The organism is Agromyces sp. Y782 (assembly GCF_059445405.1).
The window spans coordinates 2,826,585-2,845,053 of the sequence record NZ_JCAIUG010000001.1 but is presented as its reverse complement, the minus strand read 5'-3'; the positions used below and the strand labels follow the sequence as shown (position 1 = coordinate 2,845,053).

Annotated in this window: 15 protein-coding genes; 2 read left to right on the top strand and 13 right to left on the bottom strand. The window is 69.2% G+C overall.

Features of this window, described 5'->3' with window-relative positions; all coding sequences use genetic code 11:
• Nucleotides 1-212: 212 nt before the first annotated feature.
• From AC1C2S_RS12890 to AC1C2S_RS12845, 10 genes are all read right to left on the bottom strand, one after another.
• Nucleotides 213-860: a spermidine/putrescine ABC transporter substrate-binding protein gene (locus AC1C2S_RS12890; protein ID WP_495352919.1), complete on the bottom strand. Its 648-nt coding sequence runs from the start codon at nucleotides 858-860 to the stop codon at nucleotides 213-215.
• Between the two features lie 92 nt (nucleotides 861-952).
• A complete protein-coding gene (locus tag AC1C2S_RS12885) occupies nucleotides 953-1,438 on the bottom strand; it encodes a DUF6121 family protein (protein ID WP_495352918.1) in 486 nt (161 codons plus the stop codon).
• A gap of 29 nt (nucleotides 1,439-1,467) precedes the next feature.
• A complete protein-coding gene (locus tag AC1C2S_RS12880) occupies nucleotides 1,468-1,824 on the bottom strand; it encodes a hypothetical protein (RefSeq protein WP_495352917.1) in 357 nt (118 codons plus the stop codon).
• Nucleotides 1,824-2,699, bottom strand: a complete 876-nt coding sequence (locus AC1C2S_RS12875) for a T6SS immunity protein Tdi1 domain-containing protein (RefSeq protein WP_495352916.1) — start codon at nucleotides 2,697-2,699, stop codon at nucleotides 1,824-1,826. The genes AC1C2S_RS12880 and AC1C2S_RS12875 overlap by 1 nt, the downstream gene beginning before the upstream one ends.
• 145 nt (nucleotides 2,700-2,844) lie before the next feature.
• The gene (locus AC1C2S_RS12870) at nucleotides 2,845-3,219 is read right to left on the bottom strand and encodes a hypothetical protein (RefSeq protein ID WP_495352915.1); all 375 of its coding nucleotides are present in this window, start codon (nucleotides 3,217-3,219) and stop codon (nucleotides 2,845-2,847) included.
• On the bottom strand, nucleotides 3,216-3,500 hold the full coding sequence (locus AC1C2S_RS12865) for a hypothetical protein (protein ID WP_495352914.1): 285 nt from the start codon (nucleotides 3,498-3,500) through the stop codon (nucleotides 3,216-3,218). Before AC1C2S_RS12865 ends, AC1C2S_RS12870 begins: the two co-directional genes overlap by 4 nt.
• Before the next feature lie 4 nt (nucleotides 3,501-3,504).
• Entirely contained in the window at nucleotides 3,505-9,192 is a 5,688-nt protein-coding gene (locus tag AC1C2S_RS12860; RefSeq protein WP_495352913.1) for a polymorphic toxin type 15 domain-containing protein, read from the bottom strand.
• 64 nt (nucleotides 9,193-9,256) lie between these two features.
• Nucleotides 9,257-9,568, bottom strand: coding sequence for a hypothetical protein (locus AC1C2S_RS12855; protein ID WP_495352912.1), 312 nt, complete (start codon nucleotides 9,566-9,568; stop codon nucleotides 9,257-9,259).
• Nucleotides 9,561-10,220, bottom strand: coding sequence for a WXG100 family type VII secretion target (locus AC1C2S_RS12850; RefSeq protein WP_495352911.1), 660 nt, complete (start codon nucleotides 10,218-10,220; stop codon nucleotides 9,561-9,563). The genes AC1C2S_RS12855 and AC1C2S_RS12850 overlap by 8 nt, the downstream gene beginning before the upstream one ends.
• 67 nt (nucleotides 10,221-10,287) lie before the next feature.
• On the bottom strand, nucleotides 10,288-10,581 hold the full coding sequence (locus tag AC1C2S_RS12845) for a WXG100 family type VII secretion target (RefSeq protein ID WP_168197117.1): 294 nt from the start codon (nucleotides 10,579-10,581) through the stop codon (nucleotides 10,288-10,290).
• 225 nt (nucleotides 10,582-10,806) lie between these two features.
• Here AC1C2S_RS12845 and AC1C2S_RS12840 point away from each other — a divergent pair, with 225 nt between their 5' ends.
• Together AC1C2S_RS12840 and AC1C2S_RS12835 are read left to right on the top strand one after the other, a co-directional pair.
• On the top strand, nucleotides 10,807-11,532 hold the full coding sequence (locus AC1C2S_RS12840; protein WP_495352910.1) for a hypothetical protein: 726 nt from the start codon (nucleotides 10,807-10,809) through the stop codon (nucleotides 11,530-11,532).
• Entirely contained in the window at nucleotides 11,529-12,167 is a 639-nt protein-coding gene (locus AC1C2S_RS12835; protein WP_495352909.1) for a hypothetical protein, read from the top strand. The genes AC1C2S_RS12840 and AC1C2S_RS12835 overlap by 4 nt, the downstream gene beginning before the upstream one ends.
• A gap of 33 nt (nucleotides 12,168-12,200) precedes the next feature.
• Here the strand turns inward: AC1C2S_RS12835 and AC1C2S_RS12830 are convergent, their stop codons facing one another.
• The 3 genes from AC1C2S_RS12830 to AC1C2S_RS12820 all read right to left on the bottom strand — a co-directional run bounded on the left by AC1C2S_RS12830 (nucleotide 12,201) and on the right by AC1C2S_RS12820 (nucleotide 18,354).
• The gene (locus AC1C2S_RS12830; protein WP_495352908.1) at nucleotides 12,201-12,704 is read right to left on the bottom strand and encodes an FHA domain-containing protein; all 504 of its coding nucleotides are present in this window, start codon (nucleotides 12,702-12,704) and stop codon (nucleotides 12,201-12,203) included.
• 184 nt (nucleotides 12,705-12,888) lie between these two features.
• The gene (locus AC1C2S_RS12825) at nucleotides 12,889-17,220 is read right to left on the bottom strand and encodes a type VII secretion EssC family protein (RefSeq protein ID WP_495352907.1); all 4,332 of its coding nucleotides are present in this window, start codon (nucleotides 17,218-17,220) and stop codon (nucleotides 12,889-12,891) included.
• A gap of 48 nt (nucleotides 17,221-17,268) precedes the next feature.
• On the bottom strand, nucleotides 17,269-18,354 hold the full coding sequence (locus AC1C2S_RS12820) for a hypothetical protein (protein ID WP_495352906.1): 1,086 nt from the start codon (nucleotides 18,352-18,354) through the stop codon (nucleotides 17,269-17,271).
• Nucleotides 18,355-18,469 lie beyond the last annotated feature (115 nt).

The window sequence follows — 18,469 nt, the reverse complement described above, 5'->3', positions numbered from 1 at the left end:
CTGTGGTGGGTATGCCGTGGGGGCGACCCGTGAAGGTGCCCATGACGTGGTCGATCTGCCGCTGCCTGCCTCGCGCGCCTTGTTCTTCGCAGAATGTCGGGGCACGATTCAAGCGCGCGTCAAAGCGCACACTCGATCCATGGTAATGCCACGTAACCTTGCGGTCAAATGGGGACGGATGCCGCGGGCCCGCGTTCGCTGTCGGCAAACGGTCAGCTCGGCCACCCGGGCGAATCGAGCTCCCGCTCGAGATCGGCGAGGAGGTCCTCGACCTGCGGCTCGACGAACTCGGTCACGGCGTCGCCGATGCGCCCGCGGTGCTGGGCGAGTTCGACGCAGATGCGCCGCCCGAGTTGCTTCGCGAAGTCATCGGCGAGGCGCACCTCTTCGCGGAGCGCCTCCTTCTCCTCCATCGTGAAGGGGCGCGGCGCCGGCTCGAGCGCTTCGGCTGCGGCATCCGCCTCGAGTCCGCTCAGGGTGAAGAGGAACGGCTGGTCGGGCATCGGCTCGGGGTCGAGGTCGAGACCGAGGAATTCCGGCTCGAGGCCCTCACCAGCGCGGTACGGGCGCCGCGCCTTGCGCTCTTCGGCGAGCCTGATCTCACGGTGGAGCATCGGCAGGTTTCGCGCTGTGTAGTCGTCGACTGCGAGGTCGATGATGCCCTTCATGCGCATGGAGAAGGAATGCTGCACGGGGTGCGGCACGTCGATGTCGAGCCCCGCGGCGGTCAGGATCGGCGACCCGAAGCACCGCGTGCAGAGCCGCACGCGGGCGCGGTGGGTGCCCGGTCGCCACCGGGGCAGCCACGCCAGCCACCGGTCGACCTCGTGGCTCACCCGCGCCTCGATCGAACCCTGCATCAGCTTCACGATAGCGCCGAGCCGGTGCCTCGTCACCGATGCTGGTACCGGATGGCGCGCCGCGGCCCCTTCGACAGGCTCAGGGGACGCCGTCACTCGTTGTCTTGGTCGCGCTCCCACGGCCACCGCGGCCGCTCCATGCCGGCACCGCGCCCGCGCGCGACGAGCACGGCGAGTGATGCCGTCAGTACGGCCAGCGCCGGGATGAGCAACCCGAACCACCCGATGCCGAAACCGAGGCCGAACAGGAGCGCCGCCAGCATCGTGTTCGCCGTGCTCGCGAGCGCGTAGCCGATGGCCGAGACCACGACCGCGGCGAGCCAGCTCCACACCGCCGAGAACGCGAGGCTCGGCAGCATCCGAGCGGGTCGACGAAGGGTCTGGGCGAGGGTGAGCAACAGGGCGATGACGGATGCCCCGACCGCCGCCGGCGCCACGAACAGGCCGGCCTCGGGGTCGACGATCACCTCGATGTCCGTGAGGAGACTCACGAAGCCGAACGCGCAGACGACGAGCGCGAGATCGAGCGCCGCGGCGAAGGCGGCGATCACCCAAGCGTCGCGCGTGCGCTGATCCATGCTTCGAGGCTACGCCCCGTGCTCGCCGATCAAGCCGCAGCGGAGGTTCCGGCCGGATCCCAACCGGGGTACCCGGCGCAGCCGACCGTGAGACGGATGAACCCGTCGGTCTTGTCGGTGAGGATCGCGTAGGACTTCGCCGCGTCGCCCGCCTCGACGGCCTCTCGCATGCTGTCGAGGTTGCGCAGCGCCGTCGGCAGCCAGGCGAGGAACGGCCCGTCGGCCAGACCAGACGGGTCGTCGGCGAGGATGCTTCGCACGCTCGCGATCGCCTTCAGCAGCTCGGGGAGGTCTTGTGTGCGGTACGCCGCCGACATACTCGTCGCGACGAGCTCGGTGACGGGCTGACGTAGCCGCTCGCACCGATGCTCGAGGGTGTCGGCCATCAGGCGCCCCCACCGTTCTGGTCGAGCTCGAACTTCTCGAGCGGGGTCCGAACCCCATCGCGGAACGCCCCGAGGCCGGCCTCGAAGTCGACCGCCGAGCCGACGAACAGCACCGTTTCATCGGGCGCGACGTAGATCTTGCCGCCGCCGCGAACCGAGTGCACGAGGCAGACACCGAGCCCGTCGGGCAGGTCGATGATGTTCAGTTTCGGGTTGTCGGTGAGCTTCGCGAACAGCGCTCGCCCGACCGCGACGAGCCGGTTCTCGTCCGAGGCATCCGTTGTCGTCTCTGCTGTGCTGCCCTGCGCTGCAGCCGTCTGCAGGTGCTGCCGCACCGACGGCTGGCCGACGAGCTGCGCGATCGTCGTCAAGTGCTCGTAGAGACCGCCGAGCTGAAGGTTGCCCGGGTCCGGCGAACCGCCGAGGCCGAGCAGCGGTACGTAGCCATAGCACTGCTCGAAACCGGGCACGCCGTCGCGGTCGCGAGCCTCGGGGTACGGCTGCCACTCCCAGGCGCCGTCGCGCTCTGCCGGGTCTTCGATCAACGCGACGAGCTGGTCGACGTCGGCGCCCTCGATGAGGTCGATCACGCCCCAGCGAGCCTTGTAGACGAGATACAGCCCCTTGACGTGCACGACGAGGTCGCCGAGGGCCGTGGCGAACAGCACCGTGGCCCCCTCGGGCATCTCGAAGACACCGGCGAGCATCTGCGCGGCACGCGCCGGGTCGAGGAACCGGAAGTACCCGTCACCGACCAGACCTGCGCCGTAAGTGCGCCAGAGCTCGGAGACCTCGGCCGGGACCGCGCCGGCGAATGCGGCGATCGTCTCGTCGGAGATGGGGGCGACCGGATCGAAGCTCCGGAACCTCGTCATGCGTGACCCTTTCGTCAGACGGAGCCTTTTGGCTCACTGTTGAAACGGATCGGCTCGATGCGATAGGCGGCGCCGAGCCGCCTCGGAGAGTCTACCGAGGCGTGAGGCGAACGACATGGGGAGGAGTCCCCATGCGCGCGTTCGCTCAGCCCGCGTGAGCAGGAACGTCGAGGCCGACCTCGACGAACGGGGTGACGAGCAGTGCGTATTGCTCGGGCGTCAGCTGGGCGGACTTCTCCACAGCCCGTGCTGCGATCACCACGGCACTCTTGGCGTCGGAGTGCAGCCCCAGCCGGAAGTCATCCAGCTCGTCGGCCCGCGGCAGCAGCGCCGCACGCACCGCATGCTCGAGCTGCGAATTGTCGATCGCAGACAGCTTCAACGCGCGCGACGCCTCCTTCCCACCGGCGCGGCGCAGCGAAACCGCGCGATCGAAGGCCGCGGCGAGCGATACCGGCGGGAGCGCGCAGGCCTCCGCGATGAACGTCCGGGTGCTTGTCTCGAGAACGATCTTCGTCACTCCGTCCCTGCGACGGACGTCATTCGACTGATCTTCGCGAAGTTCGGGGTGTGGAACTCCTCGCGGACCGCGCCCGTGCGCTTGTCGATGAAGATCGCGAGATTGTCCCAGCGGGCGTACGCCTCGACACCGTCGACGTAGAACTGCCGTGAACCCCAGACCGGCAGATAGTCCTGCTCGTCCTCGAACCACTCATCGGCGATGTAGAGGTCGCCCGAGATCGCGGGCGGGTGCTCGACGAAGTACTGTTCGAGCGCCCGGCGTGCTTCCTGGATCGTCATGGTCCTAGTCTCGCTCCTTCGACGGGCCCGCGCCGACCCGCTTCGCATCGCCGTGCTCATCTTCGTAATCGTCGCCCGGACCGTTGGTCACGATACTCGACCGGGTATACGTTCCGTCCGACCCATTGGTCGCCGCCCCCGGTGGGGTGGTGGCCGGTGCGGCAGGCGCGCTGCTGGGCGGAGTGACCAGCTCGAGCTTGAACTGCACCGCTCCGGCCTCGAGCCTCAGGTTCTGGTCGTGGAGCACCTGGATCTCGCCGTGCAGCCGCATCGCCTCGGCCGGGCTCGTCGCCGGGTCGTGCAAGATCGCGATCCGCTCGGCCATGAGCTCGTTGTTCCGGTCGCGCCATCGTTCGTTCGCCGCGAACTCGCGGTCGATCATCTGCTGAGGCAGTGCCGAGGGATCCGCGGCGTCGCGCCAGTCGAGCAGCAGCTGGTACTCCGGCTGAGTCCACGGCTTCGAGGTCTTCAGCACCTCGCTCGTGGGCACGAGATCATCGACCCGAATGACCGAGATGTCCTTCCACGGTGCGGAGGCCGTCTCGTTGAAGTGCATCGCGTCGAGATAGCCGGAGACGTCGGACCGATTCACCTGGCCGTCGTACAGCTTCACGCCATCGGCTTCCTTCACCACGGTGAAGATGTGTCCACCGCCCGTCTTCCAGTACCCCGCGATGAACCCGCGGCCGCCTTCGGGCCACGATGCGGTGAGTGCGTCGAGCGCGTCCTGCGCCGTCTGGCCCTCGTAGTCGCCCAACTGCTCGAAGTCCCGACGACTGCCATCCGACTGCACCCAATCGGCCGCAATGCTGTGCGGGAAACGGCCCTCGAAGGTCGGGTTGATCGCGCCCGTCGAACCGTCGACGACCGCACCCTGCACGGTGGGGCTGGCGATGACGTCGTAGCCACGGAAGCGGAGCTCGAGGGCGTTGACGACGTAGTGACAGTTGTTCAGGAAGCGCCCTTGGTCGACCGTGACGCCCAGCCCGTTGACGATGTGGATCGCCTGGACTCGCGACTCAGGCGTCGCGATGTGCGGGAACGCGTCGTCGAGGACCTGGTGGTGGATCGTCTCGGGCACCTGCGGCTCTGCGGACTCCGGTGAACTGCCATCGCCCGGAGCGGACTCGGCCTCCCGCCCGGATCCGGCCTGGGACTCCGCATCGGCGGCGTCGGAACCGGAGTCGGAAGCGGGGTCGGTACCAGCACCGGAGTCGGTATCGGAAGCGGAGTCGGAGTCGCTTGCGCTGTCGGTTCCCGCCTCGCTGTCGGTTCCCGTTTCGTTGCTGGATTCGGCAGGGGTGGTGGACTCGGCAGGGGTGGTGGACTCGGCCGGGGTGGTGGACTCGGCCGGAGGGGTGGACTCGGCAGGGGTGGCCCCTGATTCGGGGTGCGACCCTGACATCGGGGCCGGGTCCGCACCGGTGCGTGCGGACGTTCCCTGTCCCGCTCCCCCGGTCGCACTCGATGGAGCGGTACCCGAGGGGGTCGAACCCGAGACAGGCGTCGCACCGGACGGCGTCGAACCCGAGGCGGGCGTCGCACCGGACGGCGTCGAACCCGAGACAGGCGTCGCACCCGAGACAGGCGTCGCACCCGAGACAGGCGTCGCACCCGACGGCGTCGAACCCGAGGCGGGCGTCGCACCCGACGGCGTCGAACCCGAGGCGGGCGTCGCACCGGGGACGGAAGCACCCGACGGCGAGCCGGCGCCCGAAGCTGCACTCGCGCCCGCCGGCCGTCCAGTCACCGGCTTCGCCGAGGTGAGCGTCGCCTGGGTGGCGTTCGGGTTTCCACCGACCGAGTCCGAGGCGCCGAGGTGCACGTTCACCTTGATGTGTGCGTGAAGCTTCGGGTCGATGTCGCTGACCGCGCCGGCGATCTCCTGCCGAAGGTCGTCGATGCGGTGCTGCCACTGGCTTCCGAGCGAGCTGTTGATTCCGAGGTCGCCCGCGCCGTCGAACCGGTCTGCGCGGCCGCCCGCCACTTGATCCGGCCCGTGCAGTACGGCCGGGTTCGTGATGGGCACGCCCGCCAGCTTGAGGGCCTTGATCGCCGCCGTCTGAAGGCCCGGAGCAACCCGCTTGAACTTGTCGTAGAAACGCGTGTTGTGCTGCCACTCGGCGACTGTCAGGTCGTTCAGGCCCTGCTGCTGCAGTCCGACCTGACGCTCGTACTCTGCCCAGTCGTGATTCGGTTCAGATCGGGCGAATGCGTCGACGTCGATCGGGTTCTTGAGCGAGTACGAGCCGTCCTGATTGCGCACGATCGGCGAGTCGGTCTGCGCAGCGAGAGCGTCGAGCTGCTGACGGATCTCGGGCGTCAGCTCCGGGATCGTGTACTTGTTGTAGGTGAGGCCGCCGCCCTTCGAACCGTCGGAGGGGTGGGACGCGTCGACCCGGAGGGACTTCGCCGGAGGACGGTACCCTCCTCGATTGCTGTCGACAGGAGTCGAACCGTCAGGAGTCGAACCGTCAGGAGTCGAACCGTCCGCGGCCGGCTGCACGGCGTTCGGCTTCGTGCCGTCGGGGTTCGTGACGCGCTCGGGCTGGATCGAGGCGTCCCAGTTGGTCGCGTTCGGCTCGGCCGGAGGCCACGGCGAGCGGCTGCCGTTCTGCGCATCGAGCGACCATACGGTATCGCCGTCGAAGTAGGCGTTGAACCAGTGACCATCAGTGGCAGACCGGTCGATGCCGACCACGCAATGCGAGCCTGCACCCATGTCGCGCAGGGTCGCCTCGATCTGCTCTGGAGTCATCGAGGTCTGCGGGTTGCCGGTGCGCGCTTCCATGTCGGGCACATCGAGGGTTCCAGTGGATGCTTCGGAGCGCGAGTTGCCGTTCAGGAAGTCGTTGAGGTTGGCCGAAGTGTTGCCGCAGTTCGTCGCGTACCCGTTGGCCGGGTCGGACGGGTCGTAGTTCGGATTGATCTCGTTCAGCGCAGCATCGATCTCGTCGAGCGTGCGGTCGCTGTGATTCGATCCGCCCTGATCGGCCTCGGGCTGGTGCGCACCGTCGTTCTCGGGCGTTGCCCCATCGTCGGGGTTCGAGCCCGAGTCGGGCGTGCTCGCGTCGTTCGAATCGGCGTCGATGCCGGAGCCGTCAGCACCCGAGCCATCCGCCCCTGCGTTCGAGGAGTTGCTCGAACCGTCGGCGTTCGGGCCGGCAGGCTTGGGCGCAGCCGGGGTCGAACCGCCGGGAGTGTGCGTCGGCAGGAAGCCGGGCTTGCCGATCATGACGGCCGCAGCACCGGCCGCAACCGCAGCGCCGGCAATCCCTTCCGGGGCCACCAGGCCATCGACATCGGATGCCTCGGGCGAAGTGCCCTCGCCGTCACCGGACGCGTCGGTCGAATCGGTGTCGCTCGAGTCGGTGTCAGCGTCGCTCGAGTCGGTGTCAGCGTCGTTCGAATCGGTGTCGGTGTCGGTCGAATCGGTGTCGGTGTCGGTCGAGCCGCTGTCAGCGTCGGCATTCGAGCCGTCGCCCTTCGAGCCCGTTGACGAAGCGCCACCCGCCGCACCCGCAGTCGGCGCCTCCGAGCCGTTCGAGCCGTCGCCGTCCACGGCCGCTGCATCGATGTCAGGTGTTCCACCATTGTCAGCAGGCGTCGTCCCACCATTCTCGGCAGGCGTCGTCCCGTTTTCAGCAGGTGTTCCACCATTGTCAGCAGGCGTCGTCCCGTTCTCAGCAGGCGTCGTCCCGTTCTCAGCAGGCGTCGTCCCACCGTTCTCAGCGGGCGTCGTCCCACCGTTCTCAGCGGGCGTCGTCCCACCGTTCTCAGCAGGCGTCGTCCCGTTCTCCGCAGGCGTCCCACCATTGTCAGCAGGAGTCGTCCCACCGTTCTCAGCAGGCGTCGTCCCACCATTCTCGGCAGGCGTCGTCCCGTTCTCAGCAGGTGTTCCACCATTGTCAGCAGGAGTCGTCCCACCATTCTCAGCAGGCGTCCCACCGTTATCGGCAGGCGTCCCACCGTTGTCAGCCGGGGTCCCCCCGCCGTCGCCGCCACCGACACCACTGCCGTCGCCGACGCCGCTGCTCGGGATGTCGACCGAGCCGCCACCGTCGCCTGCACCGGCACCGCCGTCACCGCCGCCGCCCATCGGGGCATCCGTCGGAATATCGACCGATCCCCCGCCGTCGCCGGCACCAGCACCGCCGTCACCGCCGCCGCCCATCGGGGCATCCGTCGGAATATCGACCGAACCGCCGCCGTCGCCGACGCTGGTGCCCGCATCCCCCGCGCCGGGCTGCGGCGCGTCGTTCGAGATGTCGACCGAGCCGCCACCGCCTTGGTTCGACGAACCATTGCCGGAGCCTCCGGGCGTCGGAATGCCGTCTGGAGCGGTCACACCCGAGCCCGCACCAGCGTGCGACCCAGGTCTGAGTGCGCTGACGCCGCGGCCGGCGGCCGTCATGCCGCCACCGAGCAGGGCGCCCAGCACCATGCCCGAGATCGGATTGAACTCGGTGTCGTTCATGCCCGCTTCGACCCCGGAGCTCACGAGACCGTCGGCGGCGCCGCCGACCGATTCTGCGCCGACCTCACGCATAGCGGCCTTGAAGCCGGGCCCACCTGAACCGCCGAGGATTCGCGAAACAGGTGAGGCGATCGCACCGCCCGCGAACGCGGACACGAACGCCGTGCCGACGTTCTGCTGCTGGTAGCCCTCTTCGTCGGCTCGAGCGGAGTTGACGTAGGTGACCGAGATGGTCGAGGCGAGACCCGCCTGCAGGCCCTCCTTCGCGGCGCGCAGGCCGCCGCGCACCAGAATGCCCTTGACACCGCGGATACCCCTGAGGAACGTCTTCAGCCTCTGGATGAGCTGGGCGATCTTGATGCACCAGCGGACGACGGTGTGGCCGACCTTCGCGGCCGTCGCGAGCGCGCCGATACCCACGGTGACGATGCTGAGCAGGCCGCCGATGGCGAGCTCCGCGGCAATCTCGATCGCCATCTGCTTCAGGAACCAGCCGAGCTCTTCGCGCATCTGACCCAGCTGGGTGCGGAAGTTTCGAATCCACTGCTCCATCGCGTCGGCGCTCTGTCGGAGCTCACCGAGGCCGGTCGACATGCTCGTGCGGCAGGCCAGCATCGAGGCCTTCTGCGGGCCGGGCAGCGTCGCCGAACCGGCGTTCGTGAAGCTCGAGGTGACACTGGTGCGGGCCGAGGTGATGCTGGTGGAGAAGTCGCCCCAGGCGTCGGCCGCGGTCTGCAGCTTGTCTTCGTCGCCGGTGGGGATGACGACGCCGACCTGGGCGAGACCCCACTCGAGGATCTCCTGGAACTCTCCGAGCGGACCGGGCCACCCCGGACCGAGTGCGTCTGCCGGGTTCGCCTTCGAGTTGTCGATGCGTGCGGTCGCCTCTCCCGGCCGCGCCGTCTCGGGGTCGAGCCCGGCACCCGGCTTCTGCGCCGCGTCGTAGGCGCGTGCCGTGTTCGAGAGCGCAGCGTCGAGGATGCGCAAGGCGTTGCCGTGCGAGGTGACCGCGTCGATCGTCGGACCGGCGAGCTGGTCGTATCCCTCAGAACCCTCGCAGAATTCCTCTGCGGCGTTGTCGTCGCCCGCCATGCCGCCGCAGCCACTGAGCTGCGAGAGCAGTGTGGTCACCGCGCTGTCGAGCGTCGTGGCGATGCTGTAGAGGTCATCACCGTCTTGCACGAGACGTGCAGGATCCAGCTTCACCTGGGTCATCAGGAGTCCTATCCGAGTGTCGGTTCTGATACGAGAAGGCGCGAGCAGGCGGTGGGCCTCGGCGCTACGCCTCGAAGTTCGATTGGATCGACGCCCACGAGGAGTCGAGGTTCTCGATGGTGGTGGAGTACGCCTTGGACGAGGCCTCCGCCTGGTTCTTGAGCGCCAGCGCGTTCGCCTCGATGGCTGAAGCACCGACCGTCCAAGCGCTGAACGAGCCGAGGAATGCCTGCATCGCGGGGCCTTGCCACTCGGTGGGCAGCATGTAGGCGAACCCGCTCGCTCCCTGCTTGAGTGCCGAGGCGTAGCCGATGAGTTCGTTCATCGTCTGCACGAGCTCACTGAGCTCAGTGGTGTCGGCCTGCTGCTCAGCCATTCGCGCCGCCTCCCTGGATCTGTTCGAACGCCTCGACCACGGGGCCGAAGTCGGGCAGGTCGATGTCGACCTCGACGTACCCGTTCACATCAGGCTCGCCGTCGGCACTGAGGCGGAAGACGCCTTTGCCGATCGAATCGTCATCGCCGTCGCCGTCGGTGTCGCCTGAACCACCGCCCGTAGCCTGGCCGCTCGTCTTGCGCGGGCCGAGCGCGCCACCGCCGAACTGCTCGACCTCGTCGTCGCCGGCGTAGTCGCGACCGAAGAACTCGGCCATGTCCTCCGCTTTGTCCTCGCCCTTCGCCACGCGCGTGCTGAGGTTGCCCGAGGCGCTGCGCACGCTGACGAGGCCCTGCTGGCGCTGGCGGAAGCCGGTACCGATGCCCGTCTCAGTGCGGGTGTAGCTGCCGTCGGCGGCGATCAGGCCCTGCTGCAGGCCCGTGAGAGCGAGCCGGACCTGCGAGGCCAGGGTCATGAATGCGGCCCAGTTCTCACTGAACTTCTCGGCGTCATCACCGACCCACGTCGTGCCTGCCATGCGGCTGACGACGCTGTCGGCTGACGCGAGGTTCGCGTCGAACGTCACGATGACGTTGCCGATCAGCGCCGCGACCTCGCTCAGCGAATCGGCGCGTACTTTGAAGAAGACCATCCATGACCCCTAGCCGTGAACCGATGCCGGCGTGCGTCGCCGCACGCCGGCATCTGTTGTCCTTACGTCAGCCGTTGAACGTGCCGGCGATCGCGTTCTCGCTGTCTTCGTACGACAGTGCAGCCTGGTTGAGCAGGTCGCTGATGCCCTGAAGAGACTCCTTCAGTTGGAGACCGGCCTGGTCCCACTGCGAGTACAGCTCGTTGAAGCTCTGCGACGCGGTGCCGCCCCAGTCGCCCGAGATGAGCCCCTCGACCAGCGACTTCAGGTTCGACAGCTGCGACTCGATCGACTGCGAGCCGCTCGAGAGCTGGCCGGCGACACCGGCGAGAGAGTCGGATGTGACGCGGATCTCCGCCATGATTTCCTCCGTTGAATTGGATGCCTCGGTAGGCACCGAGCAGGAGCCTTCGCTCCGAATTGTCTGTGCGTCGAACACGTTACCTGCAAGCACCGGAAATGCCGATGGGGAGGACTCCCCTACTGCTCCACGCGGCCATCGCCCCCGAATGCGCGACACGCTGAGGCCGGGTAGGCTGACGGCGCGCGCGGTACGCCTTGTCCGTGGCATGAGAATGAGGATGCAGTGCAGGCGGACTACCGGGCCCACGTCGACCGGGCGAAAGTTGACACGACCGAGCGTCTGAATCGTCGCATCCTCGTGGCCGGTCTCGTCACCGCGGCCGTCTTCGCCGCCCTTGTCGTCGTCGCGATCATGAAGGGCTTCGGCTGGTTCACGGTGGTCATCGCCGCGCTGGCCATGTTCGCCGGCCTCGCGTCCGCGATCCTCGCGCATCGACGCCGACGCGCCCTCGGGCTGCTCATCGCCGACGACGACATCGCGATCGCCGTCGGGTCCTCCGGTGTGCAGCTCGCAACGGCCCCGCTCATCCCCTGGTCCGAGATCGTCTTCGTCGGGGTGCTCGACGACCGGCGGCGCACCGGCATGCTGCAACGGCTGCCGGTCATCGGCTTCTTCGCGAACACCGCCGTGCGCGCCGGCAGTGGCACCCTCCTGTGCGAGCTCGGGGTGCGCGACGCGGCGGCGCTGCGTGACGCGTTCGCGGGCGCGCCCGGCGGTGAACGCGTCACCGTGTTCGATGAATTCGACGGTCGGCGTCGCGGTCTCGTGCCACTCCTGCTCGATGCGGTGCTCGACGACGCCAGTGCGCACCAGGCTGCACAACTCGTCATCCGCGAGGCGGAGCGCCGATGCATCCCGGCCCGTGCCTTCGACCGCATCTTCGACTACTTCGAATGGAAGGGGCCGATGATCGATCACAAGTGGCCCGTTCAGAAGGGCACCGCGTGACCGCCGAACCTCAGGAGCAGCCGCTGCACGCGAGCCCGACCGAGGTGCGCCGCGTGCGCTCGCACGGGCAGATGATCGCCGCGGTCGTGATGCTCGTGCTCGGGCTGGCCCTCTTGGTGCTCAGCATCGTCATGTACGACGCCCTCGTCGAACTGTCGAGCACGTACCGCGGCCGTCGCGGCGGCCTGCGCGACGCGGTCGCACCCGGCGCGGTGCTGCTCAGCGCCGGAGCCGCGCTGGGCGGACTCGTCTGGCTGCTCGCCTGGTCGTACCGCTGGGAGCGCGTCGCCACCGGAACGGTGCTGAAGCAGCAAGCGAGCTCCTATCTGGCGCTGCCCTCGCACGAGGCCTCCGCCGTACTCGGGCGACTGGCAGGCGGCGACCCGCGGGTCTACCTGCCGCTGCCCCTCACGAACAAAGGAGACGTCGTCTTCGGCGTCTGGCTCGCCAGGGCCGACCGTGTCGCCTACGCCGGCGTCGCCGGCCGCAACCGGCGTGACTGGCAAGCCCTGCCGCTCGTGCGACTCGAGGGGCCCTCGTACGAGGCGATCAGCCGCCTCACGGTCGACCACTACGGCGCTCGCGCCAGCCAGACGATCGTGAACGGCTTCGTCTCGGGTCTCTTCAGCGACTGAGGACTGAGCGAGTGCGCACGACCCGCTGCCGCGTCAGGCCGCGTGCAGCACGAAGCTCAGATCGCCGAGCCAGATCGTATCGGCGATCTCGACCGCGACACGGGTGCCCGCGCTCTCGAGCGGCACCAGCTGACCGGCGCGCTCGATCCGCGAGCCGTTCGCCGATCCGGCGTCGCCCACGGTGATCTGACCGCCCTGCACCTCGAGGAAGAGGTGTACCCGTGAAACCGAGCGCGTGTCGTCGACGACCTCGACGGCCCGGGCGCCCATGGCGAGCGCGGTGTCGGCGGGCTTTCGACCGATGACCGCGGCCCCCTCGACGACGATTCGCTGACCGGTCGAGAACAGCAGCTCGACCCGCTCGATCGGCGCGACGGTGACGGGCTCTGGCGCAAGCACCTCGATGCGTGCACCCGGCTGCTGCCAGGGCAGCGAGCGGGGCAGCGGAACGGGCTCGAGCGGGGCGGCTGCGGCCGGAGTCGGGGTGTCATTTCGCGGCGCCGGCTTCGGCTTCGCGACCTGGAATTGAGCGGGCACGGGCGGCGTGCTCGACTGCGGGATCAGCTGACCGCACGAGATGCAGTACATGCTGTTCGGCTGCAACGTGGCGTCACAATACACGCAACGGGCAGAAGCCACTCGGATCATCCCCTTCTCGACGGGCGCACCACCCGGTCATTCCCGGTGTCGCCCGGGCCAGTCTATGTGCGCGAGGCATCCTTCATTGCCGGATATCAGGCACCCGTACCGGCAGCCAGCCGCTCGGCGTCGTGAGTACAGCAGAACCGGGCGTGGCGCGACCGAGCATGAACTTCGGAATCGGTGAACCGACCGCCTGAGTGCCCATGATCGTCGACTCCGGGCGCAGGACGAGGGCACGCCTGGCGCGCTTCGCCTCGACGACCGGACCACCGAACAGCGTCGACAGCGACTCGGAATCGGCGGCCACGATGAACACTGCACGATGCTTCGCCCCCGTGAGCGCGTGCTCGATGGGCGCGTTCTTGAGCTGCTCGGCGTCGTCGACGACGACGGTGACGAACTCACCGGCGGCGTCGAGGATCGGGTCGAGCTCTGCCGGACCGATGTCGCCGCCCCTGAGGACGTGGATCCCGTGGGCGGCCGCCACTTCGGTGAGGATCGACTCGCGACCCGAGACCACGACGACCGGGGCCTTGCGCCAGGCGAGCTGGTGCACGATCGCCGCGAGCGCCGACGAACGACCCGACTTGCGGGGGCCGGTGACGACGAACCCGCCGTCGGCCGGCCAATCGAGCGTGAACCGCGACAGCAGGTCACCGCCGACCGCGACGACCGGGCCGTCGTCTGGCCCGGACTCGCCGAGCGGGAGTTCGTAAGAGGCCGTCAGCGCGAAGTGACCGGGCAGCGGATCGACGCGGAACGGCGAGGGCAGCGCCGCGAGCTGCGGGAACTGGTCGAAGTGGTCGCGCACCTGCTCGACGATCCGGCGTAGCGCGGTCGTCTGCGCCTCACCGCTCGTGTCATGCACGAGCACCGCGAGCTGGGCTTCGGCGGCGTTCGCACCGAAGAGCACGCGACCCGGCCCGAGGTTCAGCGGGACCTCACGGGCGAGGATGCCGGCCGTACGGTAGTCGGCGATGTCACGCAGCGGCAACACGTACTGCTCGTCGATGAACGAGATGATCTTGTCGCCCGTGATGCCGCGGTCGCCGGTGATGATCACGCGCACACCCACCGCGGGTCCCTCGCGCAGGATCCGCATGAACTGATCACGGAAGGTGACGAGCTGGTCGGGGTTCATCGTCGAGAGCATGCGCTCCCAGCCGTCGACCGCGACGATCGCGAACGGCAGCCGCGTCTCGGGGGTCGACTGGGCCCGCTGCTCGGAGATGTGCCCGACGCCGGCGGCCGAGAGCACCGACTGGCGGCGGCCGAGCTCTTCGAGCAGGCGCTGCACGAGTCGCGGCAGCCGATCGGAGTCGAGCTGGGTGACGACCGCACCGGTGTGCGGGGCGTCGACGAGCGGCAGCAGCGCACCGTTGCCGAAGTCGATGATGTACATGTGCAGGTCGGCCGGCGAGAACTCCTGCACGAGCTGCGCCAGCATCGTGCGCAGCGCCGTCGTGCGGCCCGAGAGGGCACCGCCGAGGAAGAGCACGTGCGAACCCTCTGCGACGCCCCAGGTGAGGGTGCGCTGCGACTGCTCCCCCGGCACGTCTTCGAGGCCCAGCGCGATGTGGTGCTCGGGCACCCGCTGGTCCTGGAACTTCTCGAGCGGCAGCACGGTCGGCAGCGGCATGAGCCACGGCGAGGGGTTCTTCGGCACACCGAGCTGCTGAGTGGCGGCCGTCACGAGGTTCACGAGCGCCCGCAGGTCGGTGTCGTCGTGGTCGGCGTTCTGCTGCTGGGTCGACACCGCCTTCGGATAGCGCACGGGGTAGCCGAGGTCCGCCCACTCGAGCGGCGCTTTGCGCGGCAGCACTTTCACCTGGCGCTGCGCTCCGGGACGGATGCCCGCAACTCGAGCGGTCTGGAACGGGGCGGGCGCCGAGGCCGGCCCCGTGCGCACGAAGCCCCGGCCCGGTGTCGAAGGGCTGATCATCGCCGCCTCGCCCGAGCCGAGGATGTCGGAGGAATCGGTGCGGTCGGTGACGCGCAAGGCGACGCGCAGGTTGATGTTCGACTGCATCTCGGGGGTGACGACACCAGCGGGCCGCTGGGTGGCGAGCACGAGGTTCACGCCGAGCGATCGACCGACGCGGGCGATGCGCACGAGTCCGTCGATGAACTCGGGCAGCTCGGTCTTGAGCTCGGCGAACTCGTCGATGACGATCATCAGGCGCGCGAGTCCGCGACGGGCGGCCGTGTCGGCGTCTTTCGCCCACGCGGAGTCGACGTCTTTCGCATTCATGTCGCGCAGCACCTTCTCGCGGCGCTTCAGTTCGGCGTCGAGCGAGGCGAGGGCGCGCTCGGTCTCGCGGGCGTCGAGGTTCGTCACCATGCCGACCGTGTGCGGCAGCCGCTCGCAGTCGGCGAACGCGGAGCCGCCCTTGTAGTCGACGAGCACGAAGTTCAGCGCGTCGGGCCGGTTGGCCATCGCGAGGCTGACGACGAGCGCCTGCAGGAACTCGGACTTGCCCGAACCGGTGGTGCCGGCCACGAGGGCGTGCGGGCCGTCGCGCGAGATGTCGATCGCGAACTCGCCCTCACCTGTCGCGCCGACCACGACGAAGGTGTTGCGCGGGTGGGTGGACCAGCGGCGCACGATCGGCTCGGGGTCGTCGAGGTCGATCTTCAGCAGCTCGGCGTAGCGCACGCTCATCGGCAGCATGGCGTCGTCGCCGACGCCGCTGACGTGCCGTAGCGAGCAGAGGCTGCGCGCGATCTGATCGCAGCGCGTCACCGAGAGGCCGTCGAGGAGCACGATCGGGTAGTACTCGGAGCCGGTCTCGACGCGTGCCATGGCAGGGTCGTGGTCGTCGACGACGACGACACTCTTGGCCTCCTCCGGCAGTCGCGCACGCTCGCTGTCGAGGGCGATGACGTGGATGCCGTGAGCCGCGCCATGCTCGAGCAGCGGCACCATGCCCGGCAGCATGCGGTACTCGCGCGCACCGTCGACGACGACGAGGATGTCGTTCGACGGTGGGGCGCCGCGCTGGCCGGAAGCGCGCACGCGCTGCTCGAGCACGACGCCGAGCTCCCGCACGCGCTCGCGTCGGCTGTCACCGGTGTTGCCGACGGCGGCCGCGGCGGAGCCGCTCTCGGTGTGGGGCAGCCACTGGGTCCACGCCCAATCGTCGGCCGCGTCGTCGGGGCAGACGATGACGATCTCGGAGTCCCGGGGCGAGCGTAGCGTCGCGAAGCTCGCGACGATCGAGCGCGAGACGCTGCGGACGACGTCGGCAGGCCCGGCGATGCCGAGGGGCCCGCTGCGCAGCTCGGCCGCGACCGGTGCCGGTGCCACTCCGACGCGACGCGACTCACCGCGGTCGCGACCGCCGCCCTCGAAGCGCACGTCGAGGGCGACCTCGGCCACGCCGACGCGCATCGACAGGGCGTCGGCATCGGTGCGACGCCGCTCCCAGAGGCGCGACAACGGCTTGGTCGCGATGTCGCCGATGACGACCGGGTCGGGCAGCCGATACCAGTTCTCGAGCCGCTGCACTTTGGCGAGGTCCTCGATGCGCCGCTCGGCGACGCGCACCTCCTCGATCCACTGGTGTTCGGTCTTCACGCCCTTCTTCTTCGCCAGCTTGCGGTTGGTGAGGAAGGAGCCGATGACCATGATGGGGCTCGCCGCCGCCATCAGCAGCATGATCGCGCGGCCGAACACCATCGCCATGGTCACCCCGAGCACGACCGGGATGATCGCCGAGAGCCACGGCAGCGGCGACTGGTCGGGGTCTTCGGGGCGGTCGCCGGGCAGCGAGATGGCGGGCTGCTCGGTCGCAGGGCGGATGCGCGATGGTCGGTTGAAGCCGCGATCGCCGAGGGCGTCACGGGTGAGGTCGGCGTCGGCGGCCGGCGCGATACCGAGTCGCAGCACGCTGCTGCCCAGCTGCAACAGGTCGGCCGGGACGATCTCGCGCGCCTCTTCGAGGCGCTCACCGTTGACCCAGACCTCCGCGTCGGGTGCCGGGGTGAGGGTCGCAACGAGGCGTGCTGGGCGACCGTCGGCGTTGGTCGCCTCGCTCAGCGCGAGGCTCGCGTGCATCGGCAGCAGCGCACCGTCGGTGACCACGATCGAGGCGCCCGATTCGCTGCCGACGGTCACGGCGGCGCCACGGGCGAGGGCGACCGCGTCGCCCGCGAATGGGCCGCCGACGAACTCGAGTCGCACGGTGCCCGGCTGCAGCGACTGCTCGCCTCGGGTCGGCACGGATGCCCCGGACAGCAGCGTGCTCTCGGCGAGCGCGGCGGCGTCGCCGGCGAGCGGGTCGAGTACATCGCTGGGCAGGCCGAGCGCCTCGGCGACCTCACCGACCGTCGTCGCCTCATCGACGTCGAGCGACCACGAGCCTGCCGCGTCCCCACTGATCGCCGGATCGATCGTCAGTCTCAAGCTCATCGGTCCGGCCCTCCGCCTTGGGTCATTCGTTCATCACTCATCGTTTCGTCACGCGCCCACCCGATCGAACACGGACAGGAGCGGCCCGAGCAGTCCGCCGCCCGTCGCCCCGTCGTCCTCGACCGGAACCGCGGGCGGCACGAGCACGGGCACGCCCGTCTTCGACTGTTTCGGCGGCGCGATGGACGCCATGCCCGGTGCAGGCTCGGTCGTGCCGACCGGCACGACCGTGACCGTGCCGAAGCCGCGGCCGCCCTTGGCAGTGGCCACCTGGAACGAGAACTGATCGACGCCGCCGTCGCCGCGGTACTCGGCAGTGCCGTCGGCCGCGCAGCGCACCTGCCCGCGAATCGGATCGCCGCAGCCGACTACGATCAGCTCTCCCCCGCCGAGCGGAAAGGCGAGCGCGTTCAGATCGACGCTCGCCGCGCCCTCGGCCAGCTCGACGACGATGTCGGCGGTGGCCAGTGGTCGGACGGCCGGGTCGAGGATCGACACGGCGAGTTTCGCGTCGCCCGACCATGATCCGTAGTCGTCCGCGAAGCGGAAGACGAGTTCGACGGGGCCCCGCGCATCGGCGGCGGCCCTGAACACGAGGTGCGTGGGGGTCGCCCAGAGCGAGCCCGCGCTCTCGGGCTGCACAGCGACGGCGCGCAGGCTGCCGCCAGTGGTGTTGCACACCTGGCACTCGAGCCGGAGCTCGGAGATCGGGATCCGCAGCAGCGAACCGGCCGGCACCGGGCGCAGCTCGGTGCTCGGCATCGCCGTGGGCAGCGCCGGCGGCTCGAGCACCACCCGGTACACCGTCGTCGTGCTGATGCGCCCGTCGCTCAGCGACAGTCGCAGTGCCACGGCCCCGGCATCGGGGTCGTACTCGGGTGCGGCGAGCGAGATCGTGTTCGCTTCGCACGCGGTGACCAACGGGGTCGCGGCGAGCGGCGCCGCGCAATCGGTGATGAACCAGGGAGCCGGGATGTCGATGGACGCGGTGCCGAGGTACGGGATCTCCACGCGAGCGGGGTCGGCGTCGGGCGGTGCCTCTGCGGCATCGGCGGCGAACGGAGAGGACGCCAGGAACAGCGTCGCGAAGAGCATGGCGAAGACCACGGCGAGCGCCGGGAGTCGTCGTCGCACGATGCCCACACTCACCTCTCTTGCACTCTGCTGTCGGCGCCGGGCCGAGCAGGCGCACCGATATAGCATGGTACGCGGTCGTGCGACCAGCTCTGCGCGACCGACTGAACACCGC